Here is a 16,690-nt window from a genome sequence, read left to right on the forward strand (position 1 = left end):
TCGCATCAAGAAGGCCACAGGGTCACCGCTGAGCGCCCCAGGGTGGGGTCATGGCCTGAACCCAGACAGGAAACGCTTGGCCAACAAGTTGTGTTGGCCAGGCGAATACATCACTTCTTGCGTGCAGCGACAGCGGCTTCGGCCTCTTTCACCAGGGCAGGGCCCACGGTGTTTTTCCACTTCTCGTACACCGGCCGGGTGATTTTGACGAAGGCATCGCGCTCGTCGGCGGTAAGCGATGTCACCGTCACGCCCATGGCGGCGATGTCTTTCAGCACCGGCTTGTCGGCTTCGACCAGGCCTTTGCGGGCGATGGCGATTTCGGCTTTGCCTGCATCCACAGCGGCCTGGCGCACGATGGCCTGGTCAGCGGGTGTCCACGATGCCCAGATGTCCTTGTTGACCACAAAGATCAGCGGATCGGCCACATAGCCCCAGGTGGTTACGAATTTCTGGCCCACGGTGTGCATTTTCAGCACGGTGAACAGGAACAGCGGGTTTTCCTGGCCGTCCACCGCGCCACTGGACAGCGCCGGCTGCGCATCGGCCCAGCTCATTTGCGTGGGGTTGGCCCCCATGGCCGAGAACATATCCGAGTAAATGGGCGAGCCCACCACGCGGATTTTCATGCCTTTCAAATCGGCAGGCGACTTGATGGGGCGCTTGGAGTTGGTGAGTTCACGGAAGCCGTTTTCACCCCAAGCCAAGGGCACCACACCCGACTTGTCCAGGGTCTGGAAAATCTTCTGGCCCACGGTGCCTTGGGTCAGCGCGTCAATGGCGGCGTAGTCGGGCATCAAAAAGGGCAGCGAGAACAGATTCAACTCCTTGACCTGAGGCGACCAGTTGATGGTCGAGCCCACCGCCATGTCGATCACACCTTGGCGCAGTGCGCTGAATTCACGGGTCTGGTCACCCTGGATCAGCGACACGCCGGGGTAGAGCTTGATGTTGATGCGACCCTGGGTGCGCTCCCTGACCGTGTCGGCCCACATCTTGCCAGCCTGGCCCCAAGGTGTGGGAGGTCCCAACACCAGCGACATGCGGTACTCGGCCTTGTAATCGGCGGCTACGGCCGGTGCGGTGAAAGCGCTCAAACCAGCGGCTACAGCCAGCAGGCTGAGCAAATGACGACGAAGTTTCATGGAGGTCTCCTTGTTGAAAAAATGAACATCAATAACCCAAATAACGCGGCAGCCACAGGGCCAGTTCAGGCCAAACAATCACCGCCAGCATGACCAGGAACATCGAAAACAGCATCCAGCCCACCCAGCGCACGGTTTCTTCCATGCGCACGCCGGCGATGCGGCAAGACACCATCAAGTTCACGGCCAGCGGCGGCGTGAACTGCCCCAGCGCCACTTTGAGTGTGAGGATCACACCAAACCAGACCGGGTCCCATTTGTAATACTGCACGATGGGCCACAGCAGCGGCACAAAGATCAAGAAGATCGACACACCGTCGAGGAACATGCCCACGGTGATCAGCATCAAGATGAGCAGCGCAAGCACGCCGTATTCGCCCAAGCCCGAGTTGACGATGGCGTTCGTCACCGGGTCAATCACCCCCAGCGTGGACAGCGAAAAGGCAAAAATGCCTGCCAGCGACACCACCAGCAAGATCACAGCCGACAACTCGCCCGACTCGCGCAAAATGACAAACAGATCGCGCACCTTGATCGTGCGGTAAATCACCATGCCCACAAACAGGCCATAAAACACGGCCACCACCGCCGCCTCTGTCGGTGTGAACCACCCGGCGCGCATGCCGCCCAAAATCAAGACCGGGGCGGCCAAGCCCCAAATGGCTTCGACAAAACTTTTCCACAATTCGGGACGCGGCAAGCTCGCCTCCAGCGTACCCATCTTGTGCTTGCGGGCCATCCACACCGTGGGCACGATCAAGGCCAACCCCGCCAAAATGCCCGGGATCATGCCCGCCGCAAACAGCGCGGGCACCGAAGCGCCGGGCACCAGCACCGAATACACGATGAAGGCCACCGAAGGCGGAATCAAAATGTCGGTGGCCGCTGCCGCACCGACCACGCTGGCCGAAAACGACGCGGGGTAACCGGCCCGCGACATGGCCGCGATCATGACCGCACCCACCGCCGCCGCATTGGCCGGGCCAGAACCCGAAATGCCGCCCAAAAACATGGCCACCACAATCGCCACCAAGGGCAGCATGCCGGGGCCGCGGCCCACGATGGCGACCGCAAAATTGACCAGCCGAAGCGCCACACCCGACCGGTCAAAGATGGAGCCGACCAGCACGAACATCGGAATGGCCAGCAGCGGGTACTTGCCCAGACCCGCATAGAAGTTTTGTGGCACAGCCAGCAAGCCAAACCACTGCGCATCGGAATTGGCCAGGGCAATGCAAGCGGCTCCTGCCAAACCCAGCGCTGCACCAATGGGCACGCCCATCAGCATCATGACCACAAAGGCCACAAACAGCAGAGTCGGGATCATGGCTGACGCCCCCGGCGGATGAACAAGCCCAGCGCACGTCCGGCAATCGCCACCGACAAGACAGGCAGCCAGATGGTGTACCACCACTGGGGCACGCCGATGCCCGGTGAGGTTTCGCCAAAGCGGAAATCGTCCCACACCACGCGCACGCTGAGCACCGCAATCAGCGCAAACAACACAAAGACCATCAGCGCACCAAAGCGGGCCAGCGCCCGTTGGCGTTTTTCAGAGCCGCTGTCGGCAAAGTATTCAATGCGGATTTGCCGGTTGCGGGCCACCGAAGCAGAGCCCGCCACCAGCGCCAGCACAATCATCAAAAACACCGAAAACTCTTCCGTCCAGGCAAAAGACTGGTCGGTGAAATAGCGCACCAGCACATTGGCAAAGGTGATGAGCGCGAGCAGCCCCATCACGATCACCGTGAGCCAGTCTTCGATTTTCAGAGGAACAGCGGTTTCTTCATCGGATTCAGCAGCGGCCACTACGGCGGAGGCTTGCTCATGCAAATGGGTCATAGGTCTCAAACCAAATTTAAAATTCACTTTACCATGGCATTCTTGGCCTCAAGCCTCTCGAACAGGCCCCAAAGCGCCCCGGGGACACAGGGATGACCCCATGGAAAAACCCCCGAAGTGCAGGTGCCAGCTGATCGCCATCAAGGCGGCAACACCCTCAACGTGTGACAGGCTTCAGGCAGTCCTGCGCTGCGGCCACAATTTGATCAGCCGACACGCGGGCCACCGCTTCCAGCACAGGGGCGTAACCCACCGGGATGCGCGGCGCGCCCAAGCGCTTGACGCGCACGCCCAGGGTTTCGGCCACGGTGGCGGCGATTTCGGCGCCAAAACCTGCAGCCTGAATGGCTTCATGCACCACCAGCAAATGGCCTGTTTTGGTCGCCGAGTTGAGCACCGCGTCCCGATCCCAAGGCCACAGGGTGCGCAAATCGATCAACTCGACCTCGATACCCAAAGCCGCCAATTGCTTGCAAGCCGTTTGGCACACCTGCACCTGACGGCTCCAGCTGACCATCGTCAGGTGGTCGCCCGGGCGCAGCACGGCGGCCTGGCCCAAGGGCACTTGCACGCTTTCGTCCACCGGCCCTTCCAAGCCCCACAGGGTCTTGTGTTCCATGTAGACCACCGGGTCGCCGCACTGCAAGGCCGCGCGCAGCAAGGAATAGTTGTCTTGCACCGAGCCCGGACACACCACCACCAAGCCGGGCATGTGGGCAAACCAGGCTTCGAGGGACTGCGAATGCTGCGCCGCCGAGGCATCCCAGATGCCAATGGGCATGCGGGCCACCAGGGGCACGCGGCCCTGGCCGCCAAACATGTAACGGTTTTTGGCGGCTTGGTTGATGATTTCGTCCATGCCGCACAAGGCAAAGTCGACCACGCGCATCTCCACCACCGGGCGCATCCCCGCCAGCGCCATGCCCACCCCGCCGCCCATGATGGCCGCTTCGCTGATGGGGGTGTCGATGATACGGTGCGCGCCAAAGGTCTGTTGCAAACCTTTGTATTGGCCAAAGATACCGCCCCGTCCCACGTCTTCGCCCATCACCACCACGCGCTCGTCGGCTTCCATTTCGCGCTGCACGGCCAGCACAGCGGCCTGGCTGTAACTCATCGTGTTCAAAACCATTGACCTTCTCCTGTGGTCTGGATGTCGGTGTAGGCCGCCGACACATCGGGCCAGGGTGCCTGGGCTGCGGCCTGCATGGCCGCTTGCACTTCAGTTTGGGCCTGCTGGTCCATCTGGTCACATGCCAGGTCGGTGCTGCCTGCGGCCAGCAAGGCGCGTCGGGCATTTTGGATGGGGTCGTTCTTCAGCGCTTGTTCGACTTCCCGAGGGTCCCGGTAAGCCGCCAGGTCCACCGACACATGGCCTTTGACGCGGTAGGTGAGGGCATGCAAAAAGCGCGGCCCGTGGCCTGCGCGAACTTCTTGCACCAGTTCGGCCGCTTTGCCGTAAACGGCCCACACATCGTTGCCGTCGACCTGGTGCGCTGCGATGCCCAAGCTTTCGCTGCGCGCCGAGGCGCCTGGCCCGGCGATCATGGGGCCACTGGCAGTGGTCGCGCTCCAGCGGTTGTCTTCACACACAAAGAGCACCGGCAATTGGTGCACCTGCGCCCAGTTGAGCGCTTCTAAAAACGGCCCCCGGTTGGTGGCGCCATCGCCAAAAAAGCAGACGGTGATGTCGCTGCGCTTTTGCAGTTTTTGCGCGTGCGCCGCACCCACGGCAATGGGCAAGCCCGCTGCCACCACGCCGTTGGCCCCCAACATGCCGACTGAAAAATCAGCGATGTGCATGGAGCCGCCTTTGCCCCCGTTAAAACCTGTGGCTTTGCCGTACAACTCGCACATCATGCGGCTGAGATCCGCCCCCTTGGCCAGGGTGTGGCCGTGGCCGCGGTGGGTGGAGGTCAGGTAGTCGCTGGAGGTGAGGTGGGCGCACACGCCAGCGGCCACGCCTTCTTGCCCGGTAGACAGGTGCAAGGGGCCGCGCACTTTGGCGCTGCCGTCGGCGGTTTTGTTGTAGGCGCTGACGCCGCCCTGGCTCAGAATTTCTGCGGCATTTTCAAACGCCCGAATGCGGGCCATGCACAGGTACAAAGCGGCCAATGCGTCTTTTTGAGCGATGGAGGGCATCGGTGTCTCCTGTGTTGAGATCGCCCCGAAAAACAACTTTTCCAAGGCCCTGACCACTTTAAAGGCGTTTGACTGAAAGAACAGCGCGCAGGTGACACAGGCCCTTGCACTTTTTGACGAGGTCTTAGACCGCCACCACGGGCACGCGCGCGGCCAGCGCACACAGCAGCTCATAGCCCACGGTGCCTGCCGCATGCGCCACTTCATCGATGCTGAGCACCGCACCTTGGGCCGACTGCCCCCAAAGCGTGACGGTGCTGCCCACAGCCGCTTCGGGAAAGGGACTCAGGTCCACCGTCAGCATGTCCATGCTGACACGGCCCACCGTGCGCCCGCGCTCGCCGTTCACCAGCACCGGCGTGCCCGTGGGGCAGCTGCGCGGGTAACCGTCGGCATAACCGCAGGCCACCACACCTATGCGCATGGGCCGGTCAGCGACAAAACTGGAGCCGTAACCCACACTGTCCCCCGCCTGCAAATGCTGTACCGCAATGATTTGGGCATGCAAGCTCATGGCCGGCAACAGGCCCCAATGGGCAGCGCTGTGTTCTGGAAAGTCGGGCGAGCTGCCATACACGGCAATGCCAGGGCGAATCCAGTCGGCTTTCACGGCCAGGTCCTGCGCATGGCGCAAGGTGGCGGCGCTGTTGCTCACACTGCGTTCGCCGGGCAGGTCGCGGGTGGCTTCTTCAAACAAGGCCATTTGTGCGGCGATGCCTTTGGGGCCGTCGGCGTCGCTGAAATGGGTCATGAGCGAGATTTCATCCACCTGCGGCAAGGCGTTCAGGCGCGTCCAGGCCGAGCGAAAACGCTGCGGTGCAAAGCCCAGCCGGTTCATGCCGGAGTTCATCTTGAGAAAGACCCGGTGTGGCTCGCGCGTCTTGTGCAGCGCCAGCATGTCGATTTGCTCGTCGCAATGCACCGTGTGCCACAGGTGCAGGCGCGAGCACAGCTCCAGGTCTCGTGCCTCAAAAGCGCCTTCGAGCAACAAGATCGGGCCACGCCAGCCCAGGGCGCGCACGCGTACGGCTTCCGTCAGATCGAGCAACGCAAAACCATCGGCCCCGCGCAAGCCTTCAAACACCCGCTCAATGCCGTGCCCGTAGGCATTGGCCTTGACCACCGCCCACACCTGGGCATCGGCTGCGGCTTGGCGTGCCAAACCCAGGTTGTGGCGCAAGGCAGCGGTGTGGAGGGTGGCTTGAATGGGGCGGGGCATGGGCAATACATGAAAAAGGCCGATGAAGTATGCCAGCTTCATCGGCCCTGGGAAGCCCAGCGCCCGAGCGGGCGCTGGGCTGATGCAGGTCAGCGTGCCTTCAAAAACTCGCCCACTTCCAGCAAGACCAACTCGTTGTCGTCGGCCTTGTTGGGGTCGCGGCTGCTGGAGAACGGCAGGTTGTTGTCGTTGCCCACCACAATGTGCGTCGCGTCCACCACGTCCACATTTTCAATGGTGAAGAACGGGAAGCTCAAAGCGCCATTGACCAGCGGCTTGCGGGCCAGCTTGTTAGGGTCTTGCATGTTCATCAAATCGATGTAGCCGATCTTGCGCAGCGGGCCGCCCACGTTGGCTTCGGTCAGCTCAACTTTGTACACGCGCTTGAACTTGGGCAGGTCGTGGAAGCAATCGGTGCGCTTGACGCCCTCGGGGCAAGCCTTGTCGGGCGTGCCTTCGCCGTTATCGCGCTCGATGATCAGGCCCGTGGTCTCGTCGATCATGTTGAAGTCACCGATGGCGTGGTGGTTGCCTTCCATCACGTACTTCCAGTGGCGACCCGTCCATTTTTCGGCTTTCACATCAAATTCCAGCACGCGCAAATACTGCTTGCCGTCCAACATCTCTGGGGCTTTGGTGGCTTCGTCCCACAAAGCGCCCTCCAGCAAGGCATAGAGTTTGCTGCCATCCTTGGAGGCGGCCATGCCTTCATAGCCCCTGGAGCGGCGTGACTGGAAACGCACCAACTGGTCGGGCGAGCCGGGGGTGGTGACGGCAGGGTGGTCGGGCGAGCGCACGACTTTGCCGTCGACTTGCGTCTCGAACACCGCCTGGACTTTGCCCTTCATGTCGGCCTTGATCAGGAAGGGGCCAAATTCATCGCCGATCCAAATCGAGCCGCCGGCGAACTGAAAGCTCTCGGTGTCAAAGTCCGAACCGGTCAGGTAACGCTGCTTGGTGCCCTCGTGGACGATGCGAAACGGCACTTTTTTGTCCGGATCGTGCAAAAACACCGTTTGCGCGCGCTTGAATTCGCCCTTTTTGAAGTCCACTTTGTAATGGTTCAGGTGCAACATGAAATCGGGCGAATTGGCTTTGGAGCCCGCGCCGTTGTCGGTCAAGATCCAGAAGCTGCCGTCGGCCATGCGCTTGATGCCCGAGTGGCCTTGAACCGGTTGACCCTTGAAGGGCAAAAACACGCCCGTGGGGCGACCTGCCGACTGGCCTTCGACGCTGCCGATTTTCTCGACGCGCTGGCCGGTGGTGAACTTGCCGCTGATCTGCAAATCGGCAGGGGCGTCTTTGGGCGCAGGGATCAAGGTCATGGCGGGCAGCACGGCGTGGCCAGCCAAAGTGGCAGGGAAAGCGTTTTGCGCTTGGGCTTGCAAAGCCCCTGTGGCGCAAACCAGCATCCAGGCCGCAGCAGCGGCGCTCAAACGGTGAGGCAATGGGAATTTCATGGTGATCTCAGCAGAAGTGAAGGGTTTTTGAAGTTAATCAACCCCCGTGAAGCCGGCATGAACCTTCCATGACAAGGGCAAGACGGGCAGAGCCTGTGGCACCCCTTTCCCCGCGCCATAAGGGGCTTGCAAATGATTTACACTGACCCGCTGCCTTTTAACCCCGCGCAATCTGCCTGAGCCGTTCGGGCACTGGCTGTACCTTGTCATCCATGGAAGTTTTTGAGTTTTTGATGCCCATCTTCACCGAATACGGCTATTTGGCCGTGTTCGTGATGCTGTTGATCTGCGGCTTTGGTGTGCCTGTTCCAGAAGACGTGACCTTGGTGACCGGCGGTGTCATCGCGGGTCTGGGTCACGCCGATGTGCACACCATGTTTGCCGTGGGCATGGCAGGCGTCATGATTGGTGATGGCCTGATGTTCACGCTGGGGCGCCTGTACGGCGAGCGCATTGCCAAATTGCCCGGTTTTCGCAAAATCCTGACACCCGAGCGCTTCGCCAGCGCCCAAGATGCCTTTCATAAATACGGCAAATGGGTCATGTTCGTGGCCCGCTTTTTGCCGGGTTTACGCACCCCAGTTTTCTTCTCGGCCGGCATGAGCCAGCGCGTCAGCTTTGCCACCTGGTTTTTCATGGACGGCTTTGCCGCCCTGATCAGCGTACCGATCTGGGTTTACTTGGGATACTTTGGCGCGCAAAACTGGGACTGGATGTTTGGCGTGCTGCGCCAATTCCAACACGGCATTTTTGCCCTGCTGGGCGTTGGCCTTGTCTGGCTGGGTTGGCGCTGGTGGCGCAAGCGCCAGGCAGCTCTGGCCGCCAAAGCCTCTGGCGACGTCTCCTAAGCCCACGCATGGGCCACGCCTCCCCCAAAAGCCTGGCGGTCGCCGGGCTCCTGTTCAACGCCTTTGTCTGGGGCGTGTGCTGGTGGCCCTTCAAACAACTCGAAGCCCAGGGCCTGCACCCTTTGTGGGCCACAGCGCTGGTCTACGCCTTCGTCTTTCTGTCCATCGCCTTGTGGCTGTGGCGCAGCGGGCAACTGCAGAGCTGGCGGGGTCATCCCGGACTTTGGCTCTTGCTGCTGGCCTCGGGCCTGACCAATGTGGGCTTCAACTGGGCCGTCACGGTGGGCGACGTGGTGCGGGTGGTGCTGTTGTTTTATTTGATGCCCGCCTGGTCGGTGCTGGTCGCTTGGTGGCTCTTGGGTGAAAAGCCCAGCCCCATGGCCTTGTTGCGCTTGTTGCTGGCGCTGGCTGGTTTGTTCATTGTGCTCAAAACCCCCGAAACGCCCTGGCCTGTGCCCGAAAGCCTGGCCGATGGACTGGCCTTGATGGGGGGACTGACTTTTGCCATCACCAACGCCTTGCTGCTCAAACTCAAAGACACGCCCAGTTCATCGCGCACCCTGGCCATGTTTGGCGGCGGCGCGGTCATGGCCACGCTGGCGGCCATCGCGGGCTTGGCCACAGGGGTGGTGACCCTCGGTGCGGCCCCCGCCTGGAGCTGGCTGCCCCTGGTGGCCCTGCTGGGTGTCTCGTTTTTATTTGGCAACTTGGCCCTGCAATACGGCGCAGCGCGCCTGGCCGCCCACACCACGGCGCTGGTCATGCTGTCCGAGGTGCTGTTTGCCAGTGTGTCCTCTGTCATGTTGGGTGCTGCACAATGGGAAAGCCGCACGCTATGGGGTGGTTCGCTGATTTTGCTGGCAGCGCTGCTGTCGGTGATAGACACCTCACGAAAAGACTGAAACACGCTGACTGAACAACGCTAACGGAGCCCCTCCATGAGCCTTTATGACCTCGAAGCCCAAAGCATCGACAACCAAACCGTGCCCCTTTCGCGCTTCAAAGGCCAGGTGATGTTGATCGTCAACACCGCCAGCGCTTGCGGCTTCACGCCCCAGTTCACCGGGCTGGAAAAGCTGCACAAAACCTACGCCGATCAAGGCCTGGCCGTGCTGGGATTTCCGTGCAACCAATTCGCCAGCCAGGACCCGGGCGACGACGCGCAAATTGCCAACTTCTGCCAGAAGAACTACGGCGTGAGCTTTCAGATGATGAGCAAAGTCAAAGTCAATGGCGCTGACGCCCACCCGCTGTACCAATGGCTCACCGCCGAAGCCCCCGGCATTTTGGGCAGCAAGGGCATCAAGTGGAACTTCACCAAGTTCTTGGTGGGACGCGACGGGCGTGTGATCAAGCGCTATGCGCCGCAGGATGCGCCAGAAAAAATCGCCAAGGACATTGAGGCGGCGCTGGCGGGTTGAAGCCCCAAGCCCGTTCAGGCGTCTCGGCTCAAGCCCACCAAGTCAGCACCGCCAGCCACACCAACAGCGCAGCACCGCCCCACACCAAGACCCGCGTGCGCAGGCGCAGCATTTCCACGGCGCTGACCAAGCGCGCGTTTTGTTCGGCCAACTCGGCCAGGGTTTCGGTCAGCTCGCGCTGGGTCTGGGCTTGGCGCTCGATCTGGCCTTGCGCGGCGATCAAAGCATTTTTGAGTTCGCCCAGAGTGGGCACTGCACTCACAGGGGTGGTCGTGGCAGAGGTGCCTGTTTGGCCCGGGGGCTGACGGTCCATCAGCTTGCGTGCGGCTTTGAGGACCGAAGGCGCGTGTTCAATCACATCGCCCCAGGGAATCACTTTGAGCGCCATCAACCAAGGTATCGCCATCGTCTTGTCCTTTGTGTGCGCTGTGCCAGCGCGGTCTGCCATACAGTGCTGAATACTACCCGGGTGGTCATTTTGGTGTAATTGGGCGCTGGCCTTGCCGGATGGGCAAAAGGACTTTAGGGGGCTGGTGACGCAGCTTGGCGAACCCGGAATCGGGCGTATCAGGCCGACAATTTGGGGGACAAGCCTCAGCGGTTCAATGATGCGCCCTGCTCGCGTAAATGCGCCCCATCCAGGTACTGAGCCAACAAGTCAATGTCTGAATCCCGCACATTCAGACCTTGAAACACCACTTTCCACTCAGCCACCTGACTGACAATTTCAGCCACAGTCTGCTGGGCTTGCGCATCTGTCAACCCAAAGGCCCGCGCCTGCGACAGCGCATTGGCAATACTGGATTCGTGGCCCGAAGCGCCGACACGCATTTGCTGATAACCCAAGCCTTGCGCGGCAGGCAGCACATCAAAGGCTGGCGACAAGGCATAAAAACCATCCGCACCCCGAACCAGCGCATGGTTTTTTTCATGGTCGTCGGTGTTATCAATCAGCATGTTGAAGACCATGCGCCTGAAAAGTTCTTGCTGCTGCGCGCGCACTTGATCAGGATGTCCCAAACGGCGAATGAGCTGGGCCAACTCGGGATAGCCCATGGCCTCGCCTGCTGCGCGCAAGGCAACATGGGACGACAACACATGCAAGCGCCTGACACCCTCACGGTCAAAACGTTTGACAGCCAATGCGTGACCTTGCGGCAAAGGCAAGGCCAGTGTGTCGGCTGTATGAATGCCGCAACGACGCGCCAACTGCATACTGGCGTGCTCAATTAAGGGGGAATCGAGTTCACCACCCTCTGAAAACTTGACCACCCAAGACGCGCCATCGATGTGCATCAAGGACTTGGGCCGTGCGCCACCCATGGACACACCGGGCTGCAGCAAACGGCGCTGTTGCTCACTGACGGCTTCTCCCGCCATGACACGCTGCACGGCTTGGTGCATATCTGCCAAACCATCAAACGTGGGCATGGCCGCGGTGGGGGCGGCAACGTAAGTGTCGGGGTGCAACGACACCCCCAAAGCGCCAAAGCGGTCATCGCCTGCAAAGTACAGATACTCCAGCAAAGACAATCGGGCGGGACGCTCCAGCAAGCGAATGACACGCTCACCCCATTGGTCGGGCCGGGCGTCGTCCACGGCGCCCACCGCCGTGTCGCGCTCGGCGGGCAACATCAGACCCGTTTGCAAGGGCAGGTCTTCGCTCAGCGCAAAGCCCTGGGCTGATGCAATCCACGCGTGGTCATAAGTCAGGGCCACCTTGCGGCGCAGGTCTTGCAGACTCAATGTGCCAACGCGCTTGGGCACTTGCACATCGGCCAGCCACCAGAGGCTCATGCTGTCCTGGGCTTGATAAGGGCAGTTCACAGCGCCGCCTCCGGCTTGCGTGACATGCGACGGCCACGTTGGCGCACGGCCTCAATATCTTGCTCCAGTGCGTTCAAGTCTTGCGCCGGAGCGGCCACCTCAGGCAAGGCAGCGTGTCGCCCCATCAACCACAAAGCCGTCACATAAACCCCCATGCCCACCGATGGGTCGCCCTTTTCCATGCGGATGAGTGTGGGCACCGACACCGCCATGCGGCTGGCCCAAGCGCGCAGACTTTCCTTGCGGCGCTGACGCGCCAGCGCCAGGTTTTCACCCAAGTCCCGCAAGGCTTTGGCGGCGGATGCGGGCAGTTGGTCGGCAGCTGAAGATGGCTTTGGCATAACACAAACTTTACCATAACTAATTTTTTGTACTTTTAAAGGATCACTCAATTCTTTCTATAATTTTTTTTGCAATCAATTTTCCATCTTAGCAAGGAATTTAATATTGAAATATTAACAACACACGTTAGAATTTCAATGATGATTGACCGCCAAATCCTTTCAACGTTGTCTGAACGCCTGCATGAAGCTCCAGCGGTCGTGCTGCTCGGGCCACGCCAAGTGGGCAAAACCACTTTGGCCCTGACACTGGCGGAGCGCTGGCCCACAGGCGCCACCTATCTGGATCTGGAGAGGCCTGCAGACCGTTTGCGGCTCCAAGATGCGGATGCATTTTTGCGTGCACAGGGCAGCAAGCTGATCATCCTGGACGAAATTCACCGAATGCCGGGCTTGTTTGACGTGTTGCGCGGCATCATCGACGAGCGCCGCCGTGCGGGTCAGCGCTTTGGCCATTTTTTGTTGCTGGGTTCAGCCTCGCTGGACCTGATGCAGCAAAGCAGCGAAACCCTGGCGGGGCGTGTGGCGTACCTGGACATCGGCCCCATCCATGCGCTGGAATGGCCTGCCACCGATCTGGACACACTGTGGCTGCGCGGCGGTTTTCCGGACAGCCTGCTGGCCGCCAGCGATGCGGCCAGTCTGCGTTGGCGCGAAGATTTTGTGCGCAGCTATTTGCAACGCGATGTGCCCATGTTCGCCCCGCGACTGCCTGCCGAAACCGTGGGCCGCCTGTGGACCATGCTGGCCCATCAACAGGGCGCCTTGCTCCAGCAAAGCCGCCTGGCCAGCGGCTTGGGCGTGAGCAGCCCGGCGGTGGAGCGCTACATCGACTTGCTGGTCGACCTGCAACTGGTGCGCCGCTTGCGCCCCTGGAGCGGCAACGTGGGCAAGCGCTTGGTCAAAGCGCCCAAGGTCTATGTGCGCGACAGCGGCTTGGTGCATGCCTTGCTGGGCGTGGGCAGTTTGCATGGTCTGGCCGGGCACCCGGTGTGTGGTCCCAGCTATGAAGGCTATTGCATCGACAACCTGATGGCCGCCGCCCACCCGCAATGCACGGCTTACTGCTACAGAACCCATGCTGGTGCCGAAATCGATCTGCTGATTGAACGTGCAGGCCAAGCCTGGATGGCCATCGAAATCAAGCGTTCGACAGCACCCACCCTGAGCAAAGGCTTGGACATCGCCTGCGCCGACTTGAACATCGAGCAACGCTACGTGGTCTATCCCGGCACGGAACGCTTTCCGATGCGCTACGGCACTCAGGCGATCGGATTGGTGGAATTGATGGGCGTGCTCGCTGCGGGTTGACGGCCATGCCATCGCTCATGGACGACACGCCCGACACGGTGTGTAGCCACGGCGCACCGCAGCCTCGCGGGAAGTGAAATTGATCTCACTGCCTGCACCCACGCTGCGCATGCTGGTGCAACTGCTCCGGTGAAAAATCCGGTTTTCGCTCTCCGAAGTTGCCCAGTAACGTTCGCTGTCCTTATAGGGCTCTGACTCCAGCGAAACCGACTTTGCGCCGCACTGAGAACACTTCAGACGAGGCGCGATGGCCTCAATCTCGTTCACAGTTGGGCGGCGAGGACCGGCCAAAAGTCCGGCATTGCGGAACGCCAGAAAAGCCGAGACCTTGTGATCACAGGCGGCGCAGCGAAGGAACAGTGCGGTGTCCGGCATTCAGATCAGCACCTGCCGCTCACTGTTGGCTTTGGACCAATGCAGAATTTCATAGCTTTGGCGCAGTCCAGCCAAATAAAACGGATCGGTCTGAAGCAGCGCATCTATGGTTTGCTTGGAGTCAGCCTGTGCAATCCACAACCCGCCCTTGGGCGTTTCCGAGGGTTCACGGCGCAGCGATCCACCCACCTGGATGACATCCTTGTGCCGCTCCAGCCAATCGATGTGCGCCTGTAAATGATCAGCCCGCACTTGAGCATGGTCGGGGTTATCGGTGAATAAAACGGCAAACAACATGCGCAGACTCCTTGCACCACCGCTCAAATGATGACCTTACTTTGCAACGCCCCATCCACCAACTCCACCCAATGCCGCACCGGCAGGCCGCTGCCGCTTTGCAGGTGGGTGATGCAGCCGATGTTGGCGCTGATCACGCCTTGCGGCTCCAATGCGTTCAGGTGGTCCAGCTTGCGGTCGCGCAGTTGCTTGGACAGATCCGGGTTGAGCACGCTGTAGGTGCCGGCCGAGCCGCAGCACAGATGTGACTCATTGGCGGTGACCTTGATCTGGAAGCCCAAGTCGGTCAGGTGTTTCTCGACGCCGCCTCTGAGTTGCTGGCCGTGTTGCAGCGTGCAGGGCGGGTGGTAGGCCTGCAGGCCTGCGGCTTGCAGGGCTTGGGGTTTGAGCTTGCCCTTGAGCAACGGCACCAATTCGGGCAGCAGCTCGCTCAGGTCTTTGGTCAACGCGCCGATGCGGGCGGCTTTGTCGGCGTATTGCGGGTCGTCTTTGAGCACATGGCCGTAGTCTTTGACCATGACGCCGCAGCCCGAAGCGTTCATCACAATCGCCTCGATCTCGCCCGACTCGACCAAGGGCCACCAAGCGTCGATGTTGGCACGCATGTGGTCCTTGCCGCCGTCGTGGTCGTTCAGGTGAAATTTCAGCGCGCCACAGCAACCGGCTTTGGGGGCTGTCACGGTCTGGATGCCTGCCGCATCGAGCACGCGGGCGGTCGCGGTGTTGATGTTGGGGCTCATGCTCGGCTGCACACAACCGGCCAGCATCAGCACCTTGCGGGCATGCTGCGTGGTGGGCCAGGCACCGGCATTTTGCGGCGCGGGCACTTTGGCTTGCAGGCTTTCGGGCAGCAGGCCACGCACCATTTGGCCCATCTTCAAGGCGGGGGCAAACAGCGGCGAAGGCAGGCCTTCTTTGAGCGCCCAGCGCAGCATCTTTTCACCGGCGGGGCGCTCGACCTTGGCGTCCACCAGCTTGCGGCCAATGTCCACCAGGTGACCGTATTGCACGCCGCTGGGGCAAGTGCTTTCGCAGTTGCGGCAGGTGAGGCACCGGTCCAGGTGCATCTGGGTTTTGCGGGTGGGCGTTTCGCCTTCCAGCACCGCCTTCATCAAATAAATGCGGCCACGCGGGCCGTCGAGCTCGTCGCCCAGCAGCTGGTAGGTGGGGCAAGTGGCGGTGCAAAAGCCGCAGTGCACACACTTGCGCAAAATGGCTTCGGCCGCCAGCCCATCGGGGGTGTTTTGGTATTCGGGGGCGAGCTGGGTTTGCATGACGATTCGCCTCAGATGGGGTGCATGCGACCGGTGGCGAACACGCCTTTCGGGTCGAACTGTTTTTGCAATTGCTGCTGAATGCGGTCTTGCACGGCGTCCAGCGGGGTGTTCACGCCGGCAATTTTGTCCAGCTCGGCATGCGTGGCGCTGGCACGGAACAGCGTGGCATGGCCGCCCACAGATTGCGCCAACTCGCGCAATGGCACGGCCGCCGTGGCCGGCGCCCACAGCCAACGCTGCGCACCTTGCCATTCAATGTAGGTGGCGTAGGGCAAATCCAGCACCGGCGCGGTTTGCGGCAGCGACAGTCGCCACAGGCAAGCGTCGGTTGACGGGGCATCAAAAAACGGCAGGGTCTGCTCGCCGCTGGCACGCCAGTCTTGCGCGGCTTCGGCGTTGTTCATCACCGTGACTTGAGCACCTTGCGCCACGGCATCGGCCGTCATGCGGGTCACGGCCGACTGCACCGCCGCAACGGCACCACGCAAGCGCACAAACAAATAATCAGCCACCGGCTGGGCGCTGGTGTCGCGCACCCAGGCGCTGGCGTTCAGGGGCAGGGGCTGACCGCCCCAGCGGTGCAGCAAATCGAGCGCCGTTTTTTGCGGCAGACCCGCGCACATGAGCGTGGCCTCGGCTAGGGCCACGGGCAAGACTTTCAGGCTGACCTCGGTGACCAGGCCCAGCGTGCCCCAGCTGCCGGCCATGAGGCGGCTCACGTCGTAACCGGCCACGTTTTTCATGACCTGCCCGCCAAAAGTCAGGTGCTCGCCCAAGCCGTTGATGAAGCGCGCACCCAACACATAGTCGCGCACAGCGCCTGCGGTGGCGCGGGCCGGGCCGCTCAGACCGGCAGCGACCATGCCGCCCACCGTCGCACCCTGTGCTGAGCCTTGGCCAAAATGCGGCGGCTCAAAGGCCAGGCACTGGCCTTTTTCGGCCAATGCGGCTTCCAACTCGGCCAGCGGCGTGCCGCATCGGGCCGTGACCACCAGCTCGCTGGGCTCGTAGCTCACGATGCCCTGGTAGGCACGGGTGTCCAGCACCTCACCGCTGAGGCTTTGGCCCCAAAAGTCTTTGCTGCCGCCACCGCGCAAGCGCAAAGTACTGCCGTCCGCAGCGGCTTGGCGCACGGCGTCGATGAGGGAATTGAGTTGAGCTTCCATGGGCCAAGATGGTAACCCC

The 16,690-nt window shown here is 61.3% G+C and carries 17 protein-coding genes; 4 read left to right on the top strand and 13 right to left on the bottom strand.

Annotation, left to right across the window (positions count from 1 at the left end; translation table 11 throughout):
- Positions 1-110: 110 nt before the first annotated feature.
- From Q0O99_RS08255 to Q0O99_RS08285, 7 genes are all read right to left on the bottom strand, one after another.
- A complete protein-coding gene (locus Q0O99_RS08255) occupies positions 111-1,145 on the bottom strand; it encodes a DctP family TRAP transporter solute-binding subunit (protein WP_293750334.1) in 1,035 nt (344 codons plus the stop codon).
- Positions 1,146-1,173: 28 nt separating this feature from the next.
- Positions 1,174-2,472 (bottom strand): TRAP transporter large permease, encoded by a 1,299-nt coding sequence (locus tag Q0O99_RS08260; protein ID WP_293750336.1) that lies wholly within the window; start codon positions 2,470-2,472, stop codon positions 1,174-1,176.
- Entirely contained in the window at positions 2,469-2,987 is a 519-nt protein-coding gene (locus Q0O99_RS08265) for a TRAP transporter small permease (protein WP_293750338.1), read from the bottom strand. Before Q0O99_RS08265 ends, Q0O99_RS08260 begins: the two co-directional genes overlap by 4 nt.
- Positions 2,988-3,144: 157 nt before the next feature.
- On the bottom strand, positions 3,145-4,119 hold the full coding sequence (locus tag Q0O99_RS08270) for a transketolase C-terminal domain-containing protein (RefSeq protein WP_293750340.1): 975 nt from the start codon (positions 4,117-4,119) through the stop codon (positions 3,145-3,147).
- Positions 4,110-5,129: a thiamine pyrophosphate-dependent dehydrogenase E1 component subunit alpha gene (locus Q0O99_RS08275; RefSeq protein ID WP_293750342.1), complete on the bottom strand. Its 1,020-nt coding sequence runs from the start codon at positions 5,127-5,129 to the stop codon at positions 4,110-4,112. Before Q0O99_RS08275 ends, Q0O99_RS08270 begins: the two co-directional genes overlap by 10 nt.
- Positions 5,130-5,253: 124 nt before the next feature.
- On the bottom strand, positions 5,254-6,348 hold the full coding sequence (gene alr / locus Q0O99_RS08280; protein ID WP_293750344.1) for an alanine racemase: 1,095 nt from the start codon (positions 6,346-6,348) through the stop codon (positions 5,254-5,256).
- A gap of 89 nt (positions 6,349-6,437) precedes the next feature.
- Positions 6,438-7,760, bottom strand: coding sequence for an esterase-like activity of phytase family protein (locus Q0O99_RS08285; RefSeq protein ID WP_293750473.1), 1,323 nt, complete (start codon positions 7,758-7,760; stop codon positions 6,438-6,440).
- A gap of 281 nt (positions 7,761-8,041) precedes the next feature.
- Here Q0O99_RS08285 and Q0O99_RS08290 point away from each other — a divergent pair, with 281 nt between their 5' ends.
- From Q0O99_RS08290 to Q0O99_RS08300, 3 genes are read left to right on the top strand one after another with little or no spacing between them, the layout of a single operon-like run.
- The gene (locus Q0O99_RS08290; protein ID WP_293750346.1) at positions 8,042-8,656 is read left to right on the top strand and encodes a DedA family protein; all 615 of its coding nucleotides are present in this window, start codon (positions 8,042-8,044) and stop codon (positions 8,654-8,656) included.
- An 8-nt stretch (positions 8,657-8,664) separates the two neighbouring features.
- A complete protein-coding gene (locus Q0O99_RS08295; RefSeq protein WP_293750348.1) occupies positions 8,665-9,558 on the top strand; it encodes a DMT family transporter in 894 nt (297 codons plus the stop codon).
- Positions 9,559-9,594: 36 nt separating this feature from the next.
- The gene (locus Q0O99_RS08300; protein WP_293750350.1) at positions 9,595-10,077 is read left to right on the top strand and encodes a glutathione peroxidase; all 483 of its coding nucleotides are present in this window, start codon (positions 9,595-9,597) and stop codon (positions 10,075-10,077) included.
- A gap of 28 nt (positions 10,078-10,105) precedes the next feature.
- On the opposite strand, the gene Q0O99_RS08305 is transcribed toward Q0O99_RS08300, so the two are convergent.
- The 3 genes from Q0O99_RS08305 to Q0O99_RS08315 all read right to left on the bottom strand — a co-directional run bounded on the left by Q0O99_RS08305 (position 10,106) and on the right by Q0O99_RS08315 (position 12,245).
- The gene (locus Q0O99_RS08305; protein WP_293750352.1) at positions 10,106-10,483 is read right to left on the bottom strand and encodes a hypothetical protein; all 378 of its coding nucleotides are present in this window, start codon (positions 10,481-10,483) and stop codon (positions 10,106-10,108) included.
- 188 nt (positions 10,484-10,671) lie between these two features.
- Positions 10,672-11,904, bottom strand: a complete 1,233-nt coding sequence (locus tag Q0O99_RS08310; protein ID WP_293750354.1) for a type II toxin-antitoxin system HipA family toxin — start codon at positions 11,902-11,904, stop codon at positions 10,672-10,674.
- Complete coding sequence (locus Q0O99_RS08315; protein WP_293750356.1) at positions 11,901-12,245, bottom strand: XRE family transcriptional regulator; 345 nt, start codon at positions 12,243-12,245, stop codon at positions 11,901-11,903. The genes Q0O99_RS08310 and Q0O99_RS08315 overlap by 4 nt, the downstream gene beginning before the upstream one ends.
- 141 nt (positions 12,246-12,386) lie before the next feature.
- On the opposite strand from Q0O99_RS08315, the gene Q0O99_RS08320 reads away from it, so the two are divergent.
- Positions 12,387-13,556, top strand: coding sequence for an ATP-binding protein (locus Q0O99_RS08320; RefSeq protein ID WP_293750358.1), 1,170 nt, complete (start codon positions 12,387-12,389; stop codon positions 13,554-13,556).
- 375 nt (positions 13,557-13,931) lie between these two features.
- Here Q0O99_RS08320 and Q0O99_RS08325 read toward each other — a convergent pair whose 3' ends face one another.
- Genes Q0O99_RS08325 through glcE form a run of 3 tightly spaced genes read right to left on the bottom strand, consistent with a single transcriptional unit; the run spans position 13,932 to position 16,671 of the window.
- On the bottom strand, positions 13,932-14,228 hold the full coding sequence (locus Q0O99_RS08325; RefSeq protein WP_293750360.1) for a YciI family protein: 297 nt from the start codon (positions 14,226-14,228) through the stop codon (positions 13,932-13,934).
- Positions 14,229-14,251: 23 nt separating this feature from the next.
- Positions 14,252-15,502 (bottom strand): glycolate oxidase subunit GlcF, encoded by a 1,251-nt coding sequence (gene glcF / locus Q0O99_RS08330; protein ID WP_293750361.1) that lies wholly within the window; start codon positions 15,500-15,502, stop codon positions 14,252-14,254.
- Between the two features lie 11 nt (positions 15,503-15,513).
- On the bottom strand, positions 15,514-16,671 hold the full coding sequence (gene glcE / locus Q0O99_RS08335) for a glycolate oxidase subunit GlcE (protein ID WP_293750362.1): 1,158 nt from the start codon (positions 16,669-16,671) through the stop codon (positions 15,514-15,516).
- Positions 16,672-16,690: the final 19 nt, after the last annotated feature.

Origin of the sequence: Limnohabitans sp. Rim8, from assembly GCF_945901735.1 — a bacterium.
Lineage (GTDB): Bacteria > Pseudomonadota > Gammaproteobacteria > Burkholderiales > Burkholderiaceae_C > Limnohabitans_A.

What these genes read in the sequence shown, in the direction of transcription:
- Q0O99_RS08255 (WP_293750334.1), bottom strand. Translation starts at nt 1,145, where the DNA reads ATGAAACTTCGTCGTCATTTGCTCAGCCTGCTGGCTGTAGCCGCTGGT.
- Q0O99_RS08260 (WP_293750336.1), bottom strand. Translation starts at nt 2,472, where the DNA reads ATGATCCCGACTCTGCTGTTTGTGGCCTTTGTGGTCATGATGCTGATG.
- Q0O99_RS08265 (WP_293750338.1), bottom strand. Translation starts at nt 2,987, where the DNA reads ATGACCCATTTGCATGAGCAAGCCTCCGCCGTAGTGGCCGCTGCTGAA.
- Q0O99_RS08270 (WP_293750340.1), bottom strand. Translation starts at nt 4,119, where the DNA reads ATGGTTTTGAACACGATGAGTTACAGCCAGGCCGCTGTGCTGGCCGTG.
- Q0O99_RS08275 (WP_293750342.1), bottom strand. Translation starts at nt 5,129, where the DNA reads ATGCCCTCCATCGCTCAAAAAGACGCATTGGCCGCTTTGTACCTGTGC.
- alr (WP_293750344.1), bottom strand. Translation starts at nt 6,348, where the DNA reads ATGCCCCGCCCCATTCAAGCCACCCTCCACACCGCTGCCTTGCGCCAC.
- Q0O99_RS08285 (WP_293750473.1), bottom strand. Translation starts at nt 7,760, where the DNA reads ATGCTGGTTTGCGCCACAGGGGCTTTGCAAGCCCAAGCGCAAAACGCT.
- Q0O99_RS08290 (WP_293750346.1), top strand. Translation starts at nt 8,042, where the DNA reads ATGCCCATCTTCACCGAATACGGCTATTTGGCCGTGTTCGTGATGCTG.
- Q0O99_RS08295 (WP_293750348.1), top strand. Translation starts at nt 8,665, where the DNA reads ATGGGCCACGCCTCCCCCAAAAGCCTGGCGGTCGCCGGGCTCCTGTTC.
- Q0O99_RS08300 (WP_293750350.1), top strand. Translation starts at nt 9,595, where the DNA reads ATGAGCCTTTATGACCTCGAAGCCCAAAGCATCGACAACCAAACCGTG.
- Q0O99_RS08305 (WP_293750352.1), bottom strand. Translation starts at nt 10,483, where the DNA reads ATGGCGATACCTTGGTTGATGGCGCTCAAAGTGATTCCCTGGGGCGAT.
- Q0O99_RS08315 (WP_293750356.1), bottom strand. Translation starts at nt 12,245, where the DNA reads ATGCCAAAGCCATCTTCAGCTGCCGACCAACTGCCCGCATCCGCCGCC.
- Q0O99_RS08320 (WP_293750358.1), top strand. Translation starts at nt 12,387, where the DNA reads ATGATTGACCGCCAAATCCTTTCAACGTTGTCTGAACGCCTGCATGAA.
- Q0O99_RS08325 (WP_293750360.1), bottom strand. Translation starts at nt 14,228, where the DNA reads ATGTTGTTTGCCGTTTTATTCACCGATAACCCCGACCATGCTCAAGTG.
- glcF (WP_293750361.1), bottom strand. Translation starts at nt 15,502, where the DNA reads ATGCAAACCCAGCTCGCCCCCGAATACCAAAACACCCCCGATGGGCTG.
- glcE (WP_293750362.1), bottom strand. Translation starts at nt 16,671, where the DNA reads ATGGAAGCTCAACTCAATTCCCTCATCGACGCCGTGCGCCAAGCCGCT.